Below are 17125 nucleotides of genomic sequence, written 5' to 3' on the forward strand. Positions count from 1 at the left end.
ATTAGAGCCCCAAATACTGAAAAAGAGCGCATCGGCGCTCTTTTTTATGTCTGCAATTTTAGCTAAAGGTTCGCTTAAAGGCTCACCAAAACGTATCGCGGCGTTTCGCCCGTGCGATCACATTGGCTGGCATATGCGTTTCAAGATTGCGCCTTAATGTGGTGATTTTACGGTGGGTCGATTTATTGGCGACGACTGTGTTATACAGCCAGCGGTAAGCATCTTCAAAATCAAGCGGGCTACCATAATTGCTAAGTAGCAATTCGGCCAGTTGAATACGAGCAGCCACATTTCCCATAGCGGCAGCTTCACGCAAATAAGGAATTGCACGTTCTCTGTCTTGCTGAACTAAGATACCGCGTGCGAAATAACGCCCTAATTGTTCGAGTGCTGCTGGCGACCCCTGATGCGCAGCAGATTGCATGTAATCAATCCCCAGCTCAACATCGCGATCAACACACACCCCCCATGCGAGCATATCGCCGTACAAAAACTCATAGGCGGGTGATTCTACACGCTGGGCACGCGCTTCAATATCTTGTACTAGCTGACAATCGTCTGCTTTTACACGTTCAAGGTGGCTATTGGTGTCGAATAAGCGAAATAGCTCAGATTCTGTGTACACTTCTACCGCTTCACCCACGCTTTCAAGGGCGTGTACGGGGGTTGCAACCAACACTGTTGAAAGAAGTAACGTACGCAGTTTCATCACACTAGCTCGTATTCCCTAAATCACAACGCCACCAAAGCGCTGTACCGTTTTACCAGATAAATTTCTGGCAGTACAAAACGTATCGGCGACCGCGGCAAACTCTTTAATAACTTTTCGTGAAAACGGCATTTTTTTGCCGCAGTATCACAAAAACAATTCCTCTTTTTTGACACTAAGAGAAATGCCAGATTTATATTTTATATAACGGTATATAGCAGGCATAAAAAAGCCAACCCTTAGGTTGGCTTTTGACAAAACATCAGCAATTATTCACCGTATGGGTGAACCTTGATGATAGTTTCGTTACGGTCTGGACCTGTTGATACGATATCAATTGGCACACCCGTTAGCTCTTCGATGCGAGCGATGTAATCTAGTGCCGCTTGTGGAAGCGCGTCTAGAGACTTAGCACCGAAAGTATTTTCAGACCAGCCAGGCATCGTTTCATAGATTAGCTCTAGATCTTCGTAAGCGTCAGCCGCCATTGGAGATACTTCTAGAATTTCACCATCTTTAGTTTTGTAGCCCGTACAAATCTTAAGTTCTTTTAAGCCATCTAAAACGTCTAGCTTAGTTAGGCAGAAACCTGAGATTGAGTTGATTTGTACAGCACGGCGCATAGCCACTGCATCGAACCAACCTGTACGACGTAGACGGCCAGTTGTTGCGCCGAACTCGTTACCCACTTCACCAAGATGCTTACCAACTGGGTCTTGTTTGTCTAGACCGTCGTATAGCTCTGTTGGGAATGGACCCGCACCTACACGTGTGCAGTATGCTTTCGCGATACCTAGGATGTAACCTAAGTGACGAGGACCAAAACCAGAACCTGCAGCAACACCACCAGCAGTCGTGTTAGAAGAAGTTACGTACGGGTAAGTACCGTGGTCGATATCTAGCAGCGTACCTTGCGCACCTTCGAACATGATTTTGTCGCCACGTAGACGCGCGTCATCAAGCTCTTTAGTTACGTCGATAACCATAGAAGTTAGGATATCAGCTTGTGCCATTACACCCGCTAGTACATCTTCGTAGCTTACAGGTTCAGCATTGTAGTAGTGCTCAAGCTGGAAGTTATGGTAAGCCATGACTTCTTTTAGCTTCTCAGCGAATGCTGCTTTATCGAATAGGTCACCAACGCGTAGACCGCGACGAGCAACTTTATCTTCGTACGCAGGACCGATACCACGACCTGTTGTACCAATCGCTTTCTTACCGCGAGCAAGCTCACGCGCTTGGTCAAGTGCAATGTGGTATGGAAGAATTAGCGGACAAGCTTCTGACAGGAACAGACGTTCACGAACAGGGATACCACGTTCTTCTAGTGGGCCCATTTCTTTCATCAGAGCATCTGGAGAAAGTACAACACCGTTACCGATGATACATTTAACGTTGTCACGCAGGATACCTGATGGGATCAGGTGAAGGACAGTTTTCTCACCGTCAATGACAAGGGTATGACCTGCATTGTGGCCACCTTGGTAGCGTACTACATACTTTGCATCTTCGGTTAATAGATCAACGATCTTACCTTTACCTTCGTCACCCCATTGGGTGCCAAGAACGACTACATTATTTGCCATCTTTCTTCGTCTATCAGTAGTTAAAAAAGGATTCTAGCACCTTAGCGTGCGGGTTGCAGTCATTTTTTGACCATAGCAATTATTTTTGCAAGAAGATTGTCACAAGCAGCTGCTAGCATAATTTACAGGTTTCGATACATCATATAGGCAATCGTACAACCTGCAACCACCAAACACCCACCAATCCGACGTAAAGTATTATCATCTTGCTGGGCCAGTTGCCCCACCATCTCGCGCCAACCTTTTGGGGCGAATAATGGCCCTAACCCTTCAAATACCAAAACCAGCCCTAAGGCTAACCAAATTGCATTACTCACTGTGTTACTCCCAAAAAAAAGACAAGGCCTGAGCCTTGTCTTTATTATCACTAGCATCGCTAACTTAGTTGATACCGTCTGACTGCTTCATGTAACGGAAGAAATCGGAGTTCGGGTCAACAACCAACATGTCGTTCTTCGAGTTAAAGCTATTTTCGTACGCTTTAAGAGAACGTACAAAGTTATAGAACTCGGCATGGCCTTTGAATGCATCAGCGTAAATCTTCGCTGATGTCGCATCCGCCGAACCACGAACCACACGCGCTTCACGATCTGCCTCAGCCAGGATCTTCGCGACTTCTAGCTCAGATTGAGCACGAATCACTTCGGCTTTCTCACGACCTTGAGAGCGGTGCTTACGTGCAACAGATTCACGCTCAGCACGCATACGACGGTAGATAGATTCGCTGATCTCATCCGGCAGGTTGATTTTCTTCATACGGAAATCAACCACTTCAATGCCTAGGTCTTTTGCACTTTCTTGCGCTTCAACCAATACATCAGCCATGATTTGATCACGTTGGCCTTCAACTTCTTTACGCGGCACAACTTCTGCAACGATATTGGTTGCTGGCGCTGTGTCATCAGCGATGACGGCACCTGGATCAACTTTCTCGCCACGATCAGGACCTGAAACGATTTGCTTGATCTCTTTCGCACCGATTTCGGCACGTAAACTATCAACCACTTTACGTTTCAATAGCGCTTCAGCTGTCGACTTATCACCGCCACCTGTTGTTAGGTAGTAAGCACCAAAGTCTTTGATGCGCCACTTAACGTAAGTATCAATGATTACGTCTTTTTTCTCTGCTGTTACGAAACGGTCAGCTTGATCATCCATAGTTTGGATACGCGCATCTAACGTACGAACACGGTCAAACACTGGCACTTTAAAGTGCAGGCCTGGCTCATAGATACGTGCGACTTCGGTATTATTATCTTTAATAATACGACCGAAACGTACCACAATACCGCGGTCACCTTCTTTAACCACAAAGATCGACATCAGTAGTAAAGCAATAAAAATCACTACTACTGGGATAATTAACTTACGCATTATTAATATCTCCCCTGACGACCAGTGTCATTACGTGGTGTTGTCGCTGGAGTCGGTGTTGCCACTTTCTCTAGCTCGATACCGTAAGAGCTGCTTGATGATTTCTTCGGTTTAGCTTGAGCATCACCTTGGTTCATCAGCTTATCCAGTGGTAAATACAGTAAGTTACCGCTCGATTCAGAATCGATCATCACCTTACTTGTACTTGAGTAAACACGTTCCATCGTATCTAGGTACAGACGGTTACGTGTTACTTCTGGTGCTGCTAGATATTCAGGCAGTAGTTTTTCGAATTGAGCAACTTCACCCAATGCACCGTTAACCACTTTTTCCGAATAACCTTCCGCTTCTTTCTTCAGACGTTCTGCACGGCCTGTCGCTTTTGGCAAAATATCATTGCTGTAGGCTTCAGCTTCACGAACAAAACGCTCTTCATCTTCTCGCGCTGCGATTGCATCATCGAATGCATCTTTCACCGCTTCAGGTGGACGCGCTGATTGGAAGTTCACATCAACAACCAAAATACCCATGTCGTACTTCGCAATGATCTTATCAATTGCTTCTTGAGTATTGGCACGAATCGTTTGACGACCTGTTGTTAGTGCTTCATCCATCTTTGAGTCACCGATAACAGCACGTAATGCTGAATCAGTTGCTTGGCGCAAACTATCGTCAGCGTTAGTCACGCTAAACAGATATTTTTGTGCATCAGAGACACGGTACTGAACATCCATTTCTACTTTCAGTACGTTTTCATCTTTGGTCAGCATAAGACCAGAGCTACGTAGTGAACGAATTGCTTGAATGTTGACAGCTTCCACTTCATCAATGAAAGTGGGTTTCCAGTTCAGACCTGGATCGACCATTTCATAAAACTTACCGAAACGAAGTACCACACCGCGCTCTGCTTCACCGATAGTGTAGAAACCCGAGAAGCCCCACACAGCAACAGCCAGCACCGCAATAGCTCCTAAACCAGCAGCACCACCGCCACCCGTTGAAGAACCACCTTTCTTATTCCCAAAAATACCGCCAACCTTACGACTCAGTTTTGAAAAAACCTCATCTAGATCGGGCGGGCCTTGTTCACGTCCACCGCGATTATTATTACCCCAAGGGTCTTTATCACGGCCGCCGTTGTTTCCAGGCTCATTCCACGCCATTATAGAACTCCATCAATGTGATATGACGACAGTTTTCTTAACAATACATCCTCAACTGACAACAAAGTCATCCAGTGATGCACTGTCTCTTTTTTCTAACCGCGACCAATCAGCCTGCGGTAAGCGAATGTCAATCGTCAGGCTGCCATCCGGTTCATATTCTTCACGCAAGATACAGTCCAGCTGACAAAACTTACTACGAATACGACCAATATGTTGCGGTGGTAACCGCAAGGTATGGCAAATCATAGTGCCAGCTAAACGCTCTGTTAGCGCTTGGAATAGTAAATCGATACCGATCCCTTCCATTGCTGATACCCACACGCGGCGAGGAACGCCCTCGTCATCACGTTCAATGCGTGGCTCAGCATTTTCTAGGTTATCGATTTTATTCATCACTATCAGCATCGGTACCTCACCGGCATCGATCTCTTCAAGCACATCGTCAACCGCTTCAATATTTTCACGGAAACGATCATCACTGGCGTCGACCACATGAAGTAGCAAGCTCGCTTCTTGGGTTTCTTTCAGTGTGGCTTTGAATGCTGCCACTAAGTCGTGGGGCAAATGACGAATAAAGCCAACGGTATCCGCAAGAATAGAAGTACCAACATCGGCAACTTCAATTTTGCGAAGTGTTGGATCGAGGGTTGCAAACAGCTGATCCGCTGCATACACCCCAGCATCGGTAATACGGTTAAATAGTGTTGATTTACCCGCATTGGTATAGCCAACAAGTGAGATTGTTGGAATTTCAGCACGATTACGCGCTCGACGACCTTGATCACGTTGTTTCGAGACTTTCTCTAAACGACGTAAAATCGCCTTAATACGATCCCGTAATAAGCGACGGTCGGTTTCCAACTGAGTTTCACCAGGACCACGTAAACCTATCCCACCCTTTTGGCGTTCAAGGTGCGTCCAGCCTCGGATCAAACGCGTAGAGATATGACGCAATTGCGCCAACTCAACTTGCAGCTTACCTTCGTGAGTACGCGCACGTTGGGCGAAAATATCCAATATCAGGCCAGTACGGTCTAATACCCGACATTTACAAAGGTATTCCAAATTGCGCTCTTGCGCGGGAGAGAGGGCATGATTGAAGATGACTATTTCAGCCCCTTCCATTCGTACCGCATCAGCAATTTCTTGCGCCTTACCTTCTCCAACGTAATATTTAGGGTGGGGAGTCTTACGGCTGCCTGTTACCACACGCAGTGTATTGACTCCCGCAGAGGAGACCAGCATTTCACATTCGCTTAGATCTTCCCATTCCCCTTCTTGCGTGAAGTTGATATGAACAAGAATTGCCTGCTCACCGGCTTCATAACGGTCAAACAAGCAACCAACTCCTTAACAAAGAATATTATTCTTCTGTTTTCTCTTGAGGACGGTCACCTGCTGGACGCTCACCTGTGTGATGATGATTCACTGGGCGAGCAGGAACAACAGTAGAAATTGCGTGCTTGTATACCATTTGGTTTACAGTGTTTTTAAGTAGGATCACAAACTGGTCAAATGATTCGATCTGACCTTGCAATTTAATGCCGTTTACCAGGTAAATTGAAACCGGGATTCGTTCACGACGTAGCGCATTCAAAAACGGGTCTTGCAAAGATTGCCCCTTAGCCATTATTTCTTTTCCTTATTAGTTTGTAGTTGTATTAGCAACGAACAAAAATTAAAAATACGCAAAACAGTAATGAGTATACACGTTTATCAAACATCACATCTAACTGAGTTTGTGACTGTTTGTAACGCTATATCTACGTTACTGCTATCCAACCAGGTCAAATTTTCCCAGCCTCTCAGCCAAGTAATTTGACGCTTCGCTAATTGACGAGTAGCACAGACTCCGCGAAAAATTGCTTCGTCCTTATCACACTGCCCGTCCAAATAGTCCCACATCTGACGGTAACCAACACAACGAATAGAGGGTAAATCCGGCGTCAGGTCTTCACGCTCATACAGCGCTTGAACTTCTTGTTCAAAACCCGCTTCCATCATTTTGCCAAAACGTTGTTCGATCCGTTGATGCAGTACAGCCCTATCCATGGGAGCTATTGCAAATTGGTGAACCTTATATGGCAGAGGTTCACCTTGAGTTTGTGTTAACTCTGTTAAAGTTTTACCCGAAATACGAAAAACTTCCAATGCACGAGAAAGACGCTGTGGATCGTTTGGGTGAATTCGAGCACCTGCAACAGGGTCAATACGCACTAATTCATCATGGAGCGCTTGCCAACCTTGCTCAGCAGCATCACGTTCGATCTGCGCTCGCACATCGTAGTCTGCAGCCGGTAATGGTGATAGCCCTTCCAGTAATGCTTTAAAATACAACATGGTGCCGCCCACTAGAAGTGGGATACGCCCTGCTGCAACTATATCAGCCATTTCTTTTAACGCATCGGCTCTGAAGTCTGCAGCCGAATAACTTTGCGCTGGATCACGAATATCGATCAGTCGATGCGGCGCTAAGGCGAGTTCTCGCTCATCTGGCTTCGCCGTACCAATGTCCATACCTTTATAGATAAGGGCTGAATCGACACTAATCAACTCTACAGGTAGCTGTTCTCGTAAACGAATTGCTAAATCAGTTTTACCTGATGCGGTTGGGCCCATTAAAAAAATGGCCTGTGGTAATGGCTTACTCATGATTAAATGCTTCTATTGCTTCGTCAGTATTCACCGGACGCAGCAAACTCTGATAATAAAGTTCAAGATCATTGGCCCATAAATGCTCAAGCTCAGCCACTAACTGAATCGCTTGGGACAGACTAAAAGCGTCTGTTGGCATCACACATTGTGTTGCCAGCCAATCTAATAATTTATCCCAACCTTGGGCTTGTTGATCCTCTGCAACCGAAAGTAAATACGTTAATAAATTCGGGATCAGTTGCTGTAAATTTTGTTGCCGTAGCGGCATACACACCGACAAAATAATCAGGCCAGTATTGTTTTTCTTTTTCAACTGAATACCCAGCTGTTTTAACAGCAACGCATGTTGTTCTGCACATGCGATCAATTCAGGCTCAACGGGCACTGAATGTGGGATCAATAATGGCTGTGCTTTCAAGCCTTCGCTTTGCGCTAGTTTAAGCTGACCTTTATGGCGCAAACGCTGCGCCACATCTAAAGACAGCAAATAAATCCCATCTTCTCGGCTTAATAATAAATAACGCTGGGCAATAAGCGATAACGCCTTACCTAACCCAATAGAGCTTGCGCCCCCAACAGGCATATTCGCTGAGCGAGGCGTAGGCGCGATGGCGGCGCTTTGCTGCCATTCATTACGCGAGTTTAGTCCCGCTGGTGATGAGACACCTTGGGTCCCTTGCGGTAACACCGGCGATAACACAGATTTATCTTGCGCAGCACATTGATCATCATTGCGATCGCCTAAGTGAAGATGATCACTCGTCGTGGTTTGCATTAACTGTTGATACGCAGCAACCTCTTGTTTTGAAGGCGTATCACCACCAAATTGTCGCCCATTTCCAGAATGAGATGACACCCCCCCAGTCGAAGATCGAGATGACGATGATCGAGGAGCACTATAATACGCATCCTGCGAGCAGCCTCGGCCATCACTGTGCTTTGATTCTACCGATGTTCTCGCGTCCGCATGAAGCCAATCATTGGCATCGGCTTTATTGGGGTAATCTGGCGTATTAGCGATCGCTGCAGATGAGGGGGCCGCTTCAGCAATCTGATGCGTTGACTGGTCAGAGTGAACGCTAGGTTCTGCGTAATGTTGAGCCGAGGCACTGGCACGTTGAGGCGTTTGATACATCACCTCACCTTCCGCCATGCTCTGCTGCAAGGCACTTTGCACAGCCTGATAAATAAAATCATGCACCCAGCGTCCTTGATGAAAACGCACTTCATGCTTTGCAGGGTGCACATTCACATCGACCTGATGCGGGTCCACTTCAATAAACAAGACATAGGCAGCATACTGATCAGACGGTAAACTGCTTTCATAAGCCTGACGAATCGCATGGTTGATGAGTTTATCTTTCATCATCCTGCCATTCACATAGCAGTACTGAATATCGTTTTGCGCCCTCGCACCATGCGGATTACAAATCCAACCAGACAGTTTTAGGTCGCCATGTTCAAGTTCAACGGCCAATGCATGCTTCAAAAATGGCCCACCACACACCGCGGCTAAACGACGTTCTTTCTGCACCTGTGTTTCTGAGGCGCGGTACTGGCGAATGAGCTTACCGTTATGACGAAGATTAATCGCGACATCAAAACGGCTCAGCGCAATACGCTTAAGCAATTCATCAATATGGTTAAATTCGGTTTTCTCGGTACGTAAGAACTTACGACGCGCAGGCGTATTGAAAAACAGATCCAACACTTCCAGTGTCGTTCCCACTGGGTGCGCAGCAGGTTTAAGCTGCACATCCATATCACGCCCCTCGGCATACGCCGACCAAGCTTCCTCTTGGTCTTGGGTACGCGAAGTAATGGTTAGTCTCGACACCGAGCTAATACTCGCCAGTGCTTCACCACGAAAACCCAAACTTACAATGGCCTCTAGATCGTCTAACGAAGAGATCTTCGAGGTGGCATGACGACTTAGCGCCAAACCCAACTCATCTTTCACGATCCCTTTGCCATTATCCCGAATTCGGATTGTCCGACTCCCCCCTTTATCGATATCAATATCAATTCGGGTTGCGCCAGCATCGAGGCTGTTTTCGACCAACTCCTTAACCACTGAAGCGGGGCGTTCCACTACCTCACCTGCTGCAATCTGGTTTGCCAGTCTGGCAGGTAATATCTGAATGGGCATAATTAACTTCTAGGTATGACTAATTTCTGACCGACGGCCAAGTTATCAGAGCTTAGCTTATTCGCACTTCGAATACTATCGACACTGACACCATATTGGCTGGCTATTTTTCCTAAAAACTCACCGCGTTTAACGGTGTGATTCAATGCTTTACGATTACTTAAGTTAATTTTCAACTTTTGGCCAACGGCCAATGAATCCGAACGTAACTTGTTCTCACTTCGGATACTCGCCACAGTCACACTGTACTTATCCGCAATCTTGCCAAGAAACTCACCGCGCTGCACTGTGTGCGTCACGATTTTCGCCTTTGCTGGCGCAGGTTTATTCACAGCAACTGTCGTTGATGACGGCGCTTTACCGCCTGGAATCGACAGAACCTGCCCGATCCTAACCGTGTTAGATTTTAAGTTATTAGCTTGCTTAATCGCACTGACCGAGGTGTTGTAACGCTTAGCAATGATACTCAGCGATTGCCCTGAGGTTACCTTGTGTTTGATACCGTGCTTACGCGACGCAAACAAGGTGCCTTCGGGTGGCTTTTCGTTGAAGTATTGCAACACACCTTTGTAGACCGCATTGGCGATTTTATTCTGGTGCGATGCGGAGTTAAGTAAACGCTCTTCTCTCGGGTTGGTAATAAAGCCAGTTTCAACCAACAAGGATGGAATATCTGGCGATTTTAATACTGCTAAACTCGCATGTTCAGGACGACTTTTATGTAACGTGGTCACTCGGCCTAATTCTTTTAATACCCGAGATGCCACATCGTAGCCTTCTTTCTGTGAGTGGCTAAATTGCAAATCAAGGACGGCCATACTCAGATACTGGTCATCGTTGTCACCCGACAATACATCTCCACCGCCGAGCAACTGCGACTGCTTCTCGGTTTGTTCGATCCAGCGACCAATCTCAGAGTTCGCTCGACGCGTATTCAGTACCCAGACTGATGCACCACGCGGCTGCGGTTTATGGAAGCCATCCGCATGAATCGACACCAGTAAGTGCGCTTTATTTTTACGGGCAATTTCAGAGCGTTTATTCAAATTAACGAAATAATCACCACCGCGGGTTAATACTGCTTTCATACCCGGCGTTGCATTAATTTTTGCCGCAACACGCTTCGACACATCTAAGGTGACATTTTTCTCATATTTTCGAGTCGGACCAATCGAGCCAGGGTCTTCACCACCGTGACCTGGGTCAATGGCAATAATGATATCGTCATTACCCGAAGGGAGCTGCGCCGCCTGATTTTCAACCGCAGGTTTCGGCTTGCTCGGTTTGACTACTGTGGCTTTTTTACCATGAGGCAAGTCCAGCACTAAACGATGACCATAATGTCCATCATGTGTTGGAGCCAGCGTAAACAATTTAGGTGTCATGCCGGTTTTAATTTCAAACACCAAACGGAAGGAACCTTTATCTGGCGCTCCGCTGCTGCGAATTTTTTTCAAAACCTCACTATCTTTCACCACAACTGGCAGCTTAGTTTTTAAAGTTGTCTTCTTTAAATCCACCACCAAACGGTTAGGTTTAGTTAGGGTAAAGTAGGAATATACCGCCTCGCTTTGCATGTCGAGAACAACGCGGGTTTCGTCTGGCGCTGGCCATACACGAATACTCTTTAGCTCATTGGCCCATGCCGCCATAGTGCTAAATAACCCAGCCCCTAAAATTACAATCTGAAAAAAAGTCCGCACAGACATCCTATCGACACAACTCCAAATGTTTAACTAACGCCATACCGTACTCATTGTTCGCCGTTAAAGTGGCTGTACGTTGTTCGCCATGGTAGCGCATATCTAATTCTAGGTCGGGTTGAGGCAATAAGCCGTGTCCTTTTTCAGGCCACTCAACTAAACAAATTGCATCGGCTGAAAAATAATCACGGATCCCCATAAACTCAAGCTCTTCAGGATCAGCTAAGCGGTACAGATCAAAGTGATAGACCTGCCAAGGTGGTAACTCGTACGGTTCAACCAAAGTGTAAGTTGGACTTTTGACATTCCCTTGATGACCGAGCGCTCGAATAAAACCACGACTAAACGTTGTTTTTCCTGCTCCTAAATCACCATGAAGGTAAATCGTTGTTTGACGCTCGCAGGCTTGTGCTAGTTGCAGGCCTAATTCTACCGTCGCTTGCTCATCAGCAAGTTGAATTTCAATTGTTTGCATGGTCTTATTATCTTGAATTGACTAATTGTCGAATATACGGGAATAAATCACTGGCTATCATCCCACGCTCTCCCTCTTGAGCGCAAAGATCGGCAGCTTTACTGTGAATAAACACTCCCAGTATCGCGGCATCTGATAATGATAAATTTTGCCCTAATAGGCTACCAATAATACCAGATAACACATCACCCATACCGCCAGTTGCCATTCCTGGGTTACCAGCTCGGCATACATAAAGCTGCACACCATCAAAAACTAATGTTCCTGCACCTTTAAGTATTGCCACACCGCCATACTTATTTTGCAAACGTTGCACAGCTAGAAAGCGATTTGCTTCTATTTCTGCAACACTACACGCAAGTAATCGAGCAGCTTCACCTGGGTGAGGGGTGATTATACGATTATTTCTATAGTCAGGGGAAAGGGCTAATAAGTTCAATCCATCTGCATCTAACACCATCTTTTTTTCGCTATCGGCCAAATGGAAATAAAGCGCCTGCCCCCAGTCATTGGTGCCTAAACCAGGCCCCAGAACAATAACATCACTCCAATCACGTTGTTGTCTGATTTCATGTGCTTTTTCTTGCCAGCCTTGCACCATTATCTCAGGGCGAGCAGCAACAATTGACATGACATTGTCAGGTTGCGTCACAACCGCGGTTAAGCCTGCACCAGTCCGTAAGCAGGCCTCTGCGGCTAACCGAATCGCCCCAGCCATACCCAAGTTGCCACCAAAACAAGTCACCCGACCATGATCGCCTTTATGTGCTGTTCGCTTGCGCTGTGATAGCAAGGCAGGAATGATTGCATCAGTAAGTGCTGTGGCATTCGGTTGCTGCTGACTATCAAAAATATCGTCAACGCCAAGGCCTGCAAAATAAAGCTCCCCCACAACATTGTGCGCTTGCCCCGTCACTAACCCTTGCTTCACACCAATAAACGTCACCGTTCTATCCGCTTGTATCGCGCAGCCAAGTATTCGTCCAGTGTCTGCACACAAACCAGAAGGTATATCGACCGCAATAACAGGCTTATGCGCTTGATTAATAATATTAATCAGCTTGCTGGCGTCATCGCGCACCATACCTGACAACCCCGTTCCTAATAGCGCATCAATAACAACATCAATACCATGAGGGATCTCCGCTTTAGGGGCGATAATTTCCCCTCCAGCCGCCAGCCAAGCATCACGGGCGGCTGCGGCATCACCCATTAATTGATGACTATTACCTAGATGCCAAACTTCAACAGCGATCCCAGCCGCTAGCGCTAACCTTGCAACAACGTAGCCGTCACCACCATTATTTCCACCACCACAACAAATAAGTACGGATTGCGTAGTAAAAGGCGCTATCTGAAGACACTCAAAAACAGCCGCTCCTGCGCGCTCCATCAAGCTATACATCGAAACCGGCACAGCCTCAGCCGCTAATTGTTCACCCCTCCTTACCGTATCAGCTTGATAAAGTGTAAGCGGTAATATTGAAGTCACCATCTCGTTATCCTTATTATGGTGATGAAAGAAGCGCCCCCCGACAGCGAGTACACACTTCACAGTGTAATATCACTATATAAATAAAATACCGCGCTGTAATCCACCTAGACGCCAAACCAAGAAACAACAAACAAAGTGTCAGCTTTATTTACATTCTCTGCATGCGGACAAACACTCGCTTTCATAACCTTATAATAAAAATGCCTTTAATTAATTGGCACTCCCTTTGCTTTATTCACTACATAACAAAGCGCTAGCACGTTGACTAACGCCATCAGAAGTCCAGGGAGATACATATGAATAAGTTAGTTCTCGCAACTGCATTACTTGGCTTTGCATTTAATGCCAATGCGACATCCGTGATTTTCGATGATTTTAATGTTGATCATGGCCCACTGAGCTTAGGGAAATACGATAGCCAACAAACCAAAGATGCAGCAGTGCAAGATGGCAATATTTTAGGTGGTGAAAGGGATATTCGCTTACATATTGTCACCTCATCTGGTGTTTCCTCCGATGCACTTGCTGAAGCGGGCGCAAATCCAATGGCTTCACAACTGAGCTGGAGTAATGCCAGTGGTGCCGTATCTTGGGTTGAAATGGTTTACGATGGCACCACCAATGCGCATGATACTAAAGGTCCATATTCCACCACTGAAGGCTTAACCAATAATATTGATAAAGATGGATTAGGTGCCACTGATATCTCAACATTCACCGACTTCTTCTTTAATGTCACCAGTAATGATGGGGCAAATAACTTTGATTATTACTTTAGTCTCTACGACACAATGGGAGGCATGGCGATGTTTACGGGAAGCAACATGGGGAGCGTTGGACAAGTTCTCCTTGGCTTTGAAAACTTCGCGGGCGTAGATTTCACCAAGATAAGTGCAATGTCATGGGGCTTTATTGGTGATGGGGATGCCATTGATATTCGCATCGACTCATGGGGTATCGTACCTGAGCCATCAATCATGGCAATCTTCGGGACAGGATTGTTAATGTTTGGTGCTATGGGCTATCGCCGTAAAGAAAAAGATGGGGCAGCCTAGCCGTAGTTTTCCGCCTGGTTCTTATAGCAAGCCTATGAATAACAAGAAGGTGCCGACATGCTTCTTCTTGTTATCTTACCTCTTCCCCCTTTTAATCCCCTTACACCTAACGCATCAATACATGGAAGCCGAATACTTTCACGAAATAACTGCATTATTCTATGCTACACTTCGCCCCCCAATTTTGAGCGAGCAACACCATGAGCATCGACTACAACGCCCTAGCCCTACAAATTAAACAGTGGGGAAAAGAGCTAGGCTTCCAGCATGTTGGAATTTGCGATGTTGATCTAAGCCAACACGAAGCACAGCTACAGCGTTGGCTAGATGCTGGATACCATGGTGATATGGACTGGATGGCACGTCATGGCATGATGCGCGCACGCCCGCATGAACTTCTGCCCGGCACTGTTCGAGTCATTAGCGTGCGTATGAACTATTTACCTCCGAATGCCGAGTTCGCTCAAACATTAAAAAATCCAGATAAAGCCTATATAAGCCGCTACTCATTAGGTCGCGACTACCACAAACTGATCCGTAATCGACTCAAGAAGCTTGGGCAAAATATCGAACAAGTCGTTGGTCAATTTGGCCATCGCCCTTTTGTCGATTCCGCGCCGATATTAGAACGCCCATTGGCTGAAAAATCAGGTCTGGGCTGGACAGGAAAACATTCTCTGATCTTGAATCAAGATGCAGGGTCATGGTTTTTCTTAGGTGAACTGCTGATTGACCTGCCACTCCCTGTCGATATCCCAGAGACAAATCAATGTGGTAAATGTGTCGCTTGCATAACAAGCTGCCCAACAGGAGCAATCGTTGAGGAAGGCGTCATTGATGCAAGGCGTTGCATCTCTTATCTCACTATTGAATTTGATGGAGTGATCCCAGAAGAGTTTCGTGAAAAGATTGGCAATCGTATTTATGGTTGCGATGACTGCCAATTAGTTTGCCCATTTAATCGCTTCTCTGATATCACAGAGGAAGAAGACTACCATTGCCGTAATAGTCTCTATCAACAAGATATTCTCACGCTCTTTGCATGGGACGAGGCTACGTTCCTGAAGAACACTGAAGGATCGGCAATCCGACGAATTGGTCATATTCAATGGCTCCGCAATCTTGCTATCGCACTCGGGAACGCCCCATATCAACCAGAAATCATTGATGCACTTAACGATAAGTTAGCACTTAATGATGAGGTACTGGATATCCACCTTCACTGGGCACTTGAGATGCAAAGTAAAAAACGTAATGACACCAGCATCGATGTTATCCCTACTAAAACAAAACGCTTAGTACGCATTATAGAAAAAGGCTTACCACGTGATGCCTAGCTATACTGCTATCATCGGTGGTATGACGGCACTATCGCTTCAGCTTTAGTTAAACGTTTATTCCTATACAAAATGCGAGCTAGGTCAGCATTCCGTGTATATGTGGAAAACATTTGCAGTTTGTGACTTTTCGCCTATAGACCAAACAATTAAACACAGATGCGTTTAATCAGCATCAATGCTTTTTTTCCACAAGAATAGATACTGATCAAGCTGTATATAAAGTTGGGAGTAAAACACATAAAGCAATAAAAAACATAAGCTTAAACTGTGAGTAAAGTTATTAAGATAGATCTGTGGTGGGGTATAAAAAGAAAGGTATAAAAGTTATTCACACGGCATCAGCACACGTAATCAACTAACTTACCCACAGAAACCATAATGTGGATAACTCTGTTAATTAAGATCGGAGATCCCCTGTTAATATCACTGTGAGGCCAAGTAATATAAGCCCTTAGATGAAAAACAGTGCTGGATAAGAGAGCAGGTATGTTTGAAGCTTAGTTTACCCGTCTAGCTCGTTGTATGAGCATTCACTAGGGTAACGCTACACAGCCATTAATCGTCACAGAGCATTAAAATCAACAGATAACAAGAACAACCTCATAGAGGTTGCAATGTGAATTTTTAATGATGTTTGAAGCTGATCACTTCTATGCATCCTAACCAACGTTAGGAATTTTTGGAGCAACATGCAGGTGGTTTTCACACTTGGAAACCTGATGCAGCTAGGGACTATTACTTCACAGTAGTAGGATACCGTTGAGTACGGTAATAACTATTATTCTCTCAGTCCGTGACTGAAAAAACGCTCTTTCATAAAGAGAAAGAGTGGAGCGACACACGAGGTTCCCGATCTTCGAGGAGCTAGGCGTGACCTCAACCTTGGTAAGGTTGCGCTCTACCAGCTTTACCTGTGTTTCACTATCTCATCACTTTCATCATGAGATTCAAATTGGAGCGACACACGAGGTTCCCGATCTTCGAGGAGCTAGGCGTGACCTCAACCTTGGTAAGGTTGTGCTCTACCAGCTTTACCTGTGTTTCACTTTCTCACCACTTCCGTCATGAGATTCAATTTGGAGCGACACACGAGGTTCCCGATCTTCGAGGAGCTAGGCGTGACCTCAACCTTGGTAAGGTTGCGCTCTACCAGCTTTACCTGTGTTTCACTATCTCATCACTTTCGTCATGAGATTCAATTTGGAGCGACACACGAGGTTCGAACTCGTGACCTCAACCTTGGCAAGGTTGCGCTCTACCAGCTGAGCTAGTGTCGCATGCTTGTATTTCAACAAGTAAATTGGTTGCGGGAGCAGGATTTGAACCTACGACCTTCGGGTTATGAGCCCGACGAGCTACCATGCTGCTCCATCCCGCGTCCGATTTATATTCACCGTTAAGTACGGTAACAACTATTG

The 17125-nt window shown here is 45.9% G+C and carries 14 protein-coding genes and 2 tRNA genes; 2 read left to right on the forward strand and 14 right to left on the reverse strand.

Annotated elements, in window-relative coordinates; genetic code table 11:
- Positions 1-82: 82 nt before the first annotated feature.
- From motX to L4C35_RS21390, 12 genes are all read right to left on the reverse strand, one after another.
- Complete coding sequence (motX, locus tag L4C35_RS21335) at positions 83-709, reverse strand: flagellar protein MotX (RefSeq protein WP_428464785.1); 627 nt, start codon at positions 707-709, stop codon at positions 83-85.
- Positions 710-978: 269 nt separating this feature from the next.
- Entirely contained in the window at positions 979-2295 is a 1317-nt protein-coding gene (locus tag L4C35_RS21340; RefSeq protein WP_428464786.1) for an adenylosuccinate synthase, read from the reverse strand.
- A gap of 122 nt (positions 2296-2417) precedes the next feature.
- Positions 2418-2612 carry a DUF2065 domain-containing protein gene (locus tag L4C35_RS21345; RefSeq protein ID WP_428464787.1) on the reverse strand — a complete coding sequence of 65 codons (195 nt, stop codon included), beginning with the start codon at positions 2610-2612 and terminating at the stop codon, positions 2418-2420.
- 64 nt (positions 2613-2676) lie between these two features.
- Positions 2677-3669 (reverse strand): protease modulator HflC, encoded by a 993-nt coding sequence (hflC, locus tag L4C35_RS21350; protein WP_428464788.1) that lies wholly within the window; start codon positions 3667-3669, stop codon positions 2677-2679.
- A gap of 2 nt (positions 3670-3671) precedes the next feature.
- Positions 3672-4832 carry an FtsH protease activity modulator HflK gene (gene hflK, locus L4C35_RS21355; protein ID WP_428464789.1) on the reverse strand — a complete coding sequence of 387 codons (1161 nt, stop codon included), beginning with the start codon at positions 4830-4832 and terminating at the stop codon, positions 3672-3674.
- Between the two features lie 51 nt (positions 4833-4883).
- A complete protein-coding gene (gene hflX, locus L4C35_RS21360; RefSeq protein ID WP_428464790.1) occupies positions 4884-6173 on the reverse strand; it encodes a ribosome rescue GTPase HflX in 1290 nt (429 codons plus the stop codon).
- A gap of 25 nt (positions 6174-6198) precedes the next feature.
- Entirely contained in the window at positions 6199-6465 is a 267-nt protein-coding gene (gene hfq / locus L4C35_RS21365; protein ID WP_048900349.1) for an RNA chaperone Hfq, read from the reverse strand.
- A gap of 86 nt (positions 6466-6551) precedes the next feature.
- A complete protein-coding gene (miaA, locus tag L4C35_RS21370; protein WP_428464791.1) occupies positions 6552-7487 on the reverse strand; it encodes a tRNA (adenosine(37)-N6)-dimethylallyltransferase MiaA in 936 nt (311 codons plus the stop codon).
- Positions 7480-9639: a DNA mismatch repair endonuclease MutL gene (gene mutL, locus L4C35_RS21375; protein WP_428464792.1), complete on the reverse strand. Its 2160-nt coding sequence runs from the start codon at positions 9637-9639 to the stop codon at positions 7480-7482. The genes miaA and mutL overlap by 8 nt, the downstream gene beginning before the upstream one ends.
- A gap of 2 nt (positions 9640-9641) precedes the next feature.
- On the reverse strand, positions 9642-11348 hold the full coding sequence (locus tag L4C35_RS21380) for an N-acetylmuramoyl-L-alanine amidase (RefSeq protein ID WP_428464793.1): 1707 nt from the start codon (positions 11346-11348) through the stop codon (positions 9642-9644).
- A 1-nt stretch (position 11349) separates the two neighbouring features.
- Positions 11350-11817 (reverse strand): tRNA (adenosine(37)-N6)-threonylcarbamoyltransferase complex ATPase subunit type 1 TsaE, encoded by a 468-nt coding sequence (gene tsaE / locus L4C35_RS21385; protein ID WP_428464794.1) that lies wholly within the window; start codon positions 11815-11817, stop codon positions 11350-11352.
- Between the two features lie 7 nt (positions 11818-11824).
- Positions 11825-13312 (reverse strand): NAD(P)H-hydrate dehydratase, encoded by a 1488-nt coding sequence (locus tag L4C35_RS21390; protein ID WP_428464795.1) that lies wholly within the window; start codon positions 13310-13312, stop codon positions 11825-11827.
- 296 nt (positions 13313-13608) lie between these two features.
- On the opposite strand from L4C35_RS21390, the gene L4C35_RS21395 reads away from it, so the two are divergent.
- Positions 13609-14367 (forward strand): PEP-CTERM sorting domain-containing protein, encoded by a 759-nt coding sequence (locus tag L4C35_RS21395; protein ID WP_428464796.1) that lies wholly within the window; start codon positions 13609-13611, stop codon positions 14365-14367.
- A gap of 200 nt (positions 14368-14567) precedes the next feature.
- Positions 14568-15704: a tRNA epoxyqueuosine(34) reductase QueG gene (gene queG, locus L4C35_RS21400; RefSeq protein WP_428464797.1), complete on the forward strand. Its 1137-nt coding sequence runs from the start codon at positions 14568-14570 to the stop codon at positions 15702-15704.
- A 1204-nt stretch (positions 15705-16908) separates the two neighbouring features.
- Here the strand turns inward: queG and L4C35_RS21405 are convergent.
- Positions 16909-16984 (reverse strand) — tRNA-Gly (locus tag L4C35_RS21405).
- A 24-nt stretch (positions 16985-17008) separates the two neighbouring features.
- Positions 17009-17085 (reverse strand) — tRNA-Met (locus L4C35_RS21410).
- Between the last annotated feature and the right edge of the window lie 40 nt (positions 17086-17125).

The organism is Photobacterium kagoshimensis (genome assembly GCF_050337045.1).
Lineage (GTDB): Bacteria > Pseudomonadota > Gammaproteobacteria > Enterobacterales > Vibrionaceae > Photobacterium > Photobacterium kagoshimensis.

Coding starts and splice junctions, on each gene's coding strand:
- motX (WP_428464785.1), bottom strand. CDS start 709: ATGAAACTGCGTACGTTACTTCTTTCAACAGTGTTGGTTGCAACCCCC.
- L4C35_RS21340 (WP_428464786.1), bottom strand. CDS start 2,295: ATGGCAAATAATGTAGTCGTTCTTGGCACCCAATGGGGTGACGAAGGT.
- hflC (WP_428464788.1), bottom strand. CDS start 3,669: ATGCGTAAGTTAATTATCCCAGTAGTAGTGATTTTTATTGCTTTACTA.
- hflK (WP_428464789.1), bottom strand. CDS start 4,832: ATGGCGTGGAATGAGCCTGGAAACAACGGCGGCCGTGATAAAGACCCT.
- hfq (WP_048900349.1), bottom strand. CDS start 6,465: ATGGCTAAGGGGCAATCTTTGCAAGACCCGTTTTTGAATGCGCTACGT.
- miaA (WP_428464791.1), bottom strand. CDS start 7,487: ATGAGTAAGCCATTACCACAGGCCATTTTTTTAATGGGCCCAACCGCA.
- mutL (WP_428464792.1), bottom strand. CDS start 9,639: ATGCCCATTCAGATATTACCTGCCAGACTGGCAAACCAGATTGCAGCA.
- L4C35_RS21380 (WP_428464793.1), bottom strand. CDS start 11,348: ATGTCTGTGCGGACTTTTTTTCAGATTGTAATTTTAGGGGCTGGGTTA.
- tsaE (WP_428464794.1), bottom strand. CDS start 11,817: ATGCAAACAATTGAAATTCAACTTGCTGATGAGCAAGCGACGGTAGAA.
- L4C35_RS21390 (WP_428464795.1), bottom strand. CDS start 13,312: ATGGTGACTTCAATATTACCGCTTACACTTTATCAAGCTGATACGGTA.
- L4C35_RS21395 (WP_428464796.1), top strand. CDS start 13,609: ATGAATAAGTTAGTTCTCGCAACTGCATTACTTGGCTTTGCATTTAAT.
- queG (WP_428464797.1), top strand. CDS start 14,568: ATGAGCATCGACTACAACGCCCTAGCCCTACAAATTAAACAGTGGGGA.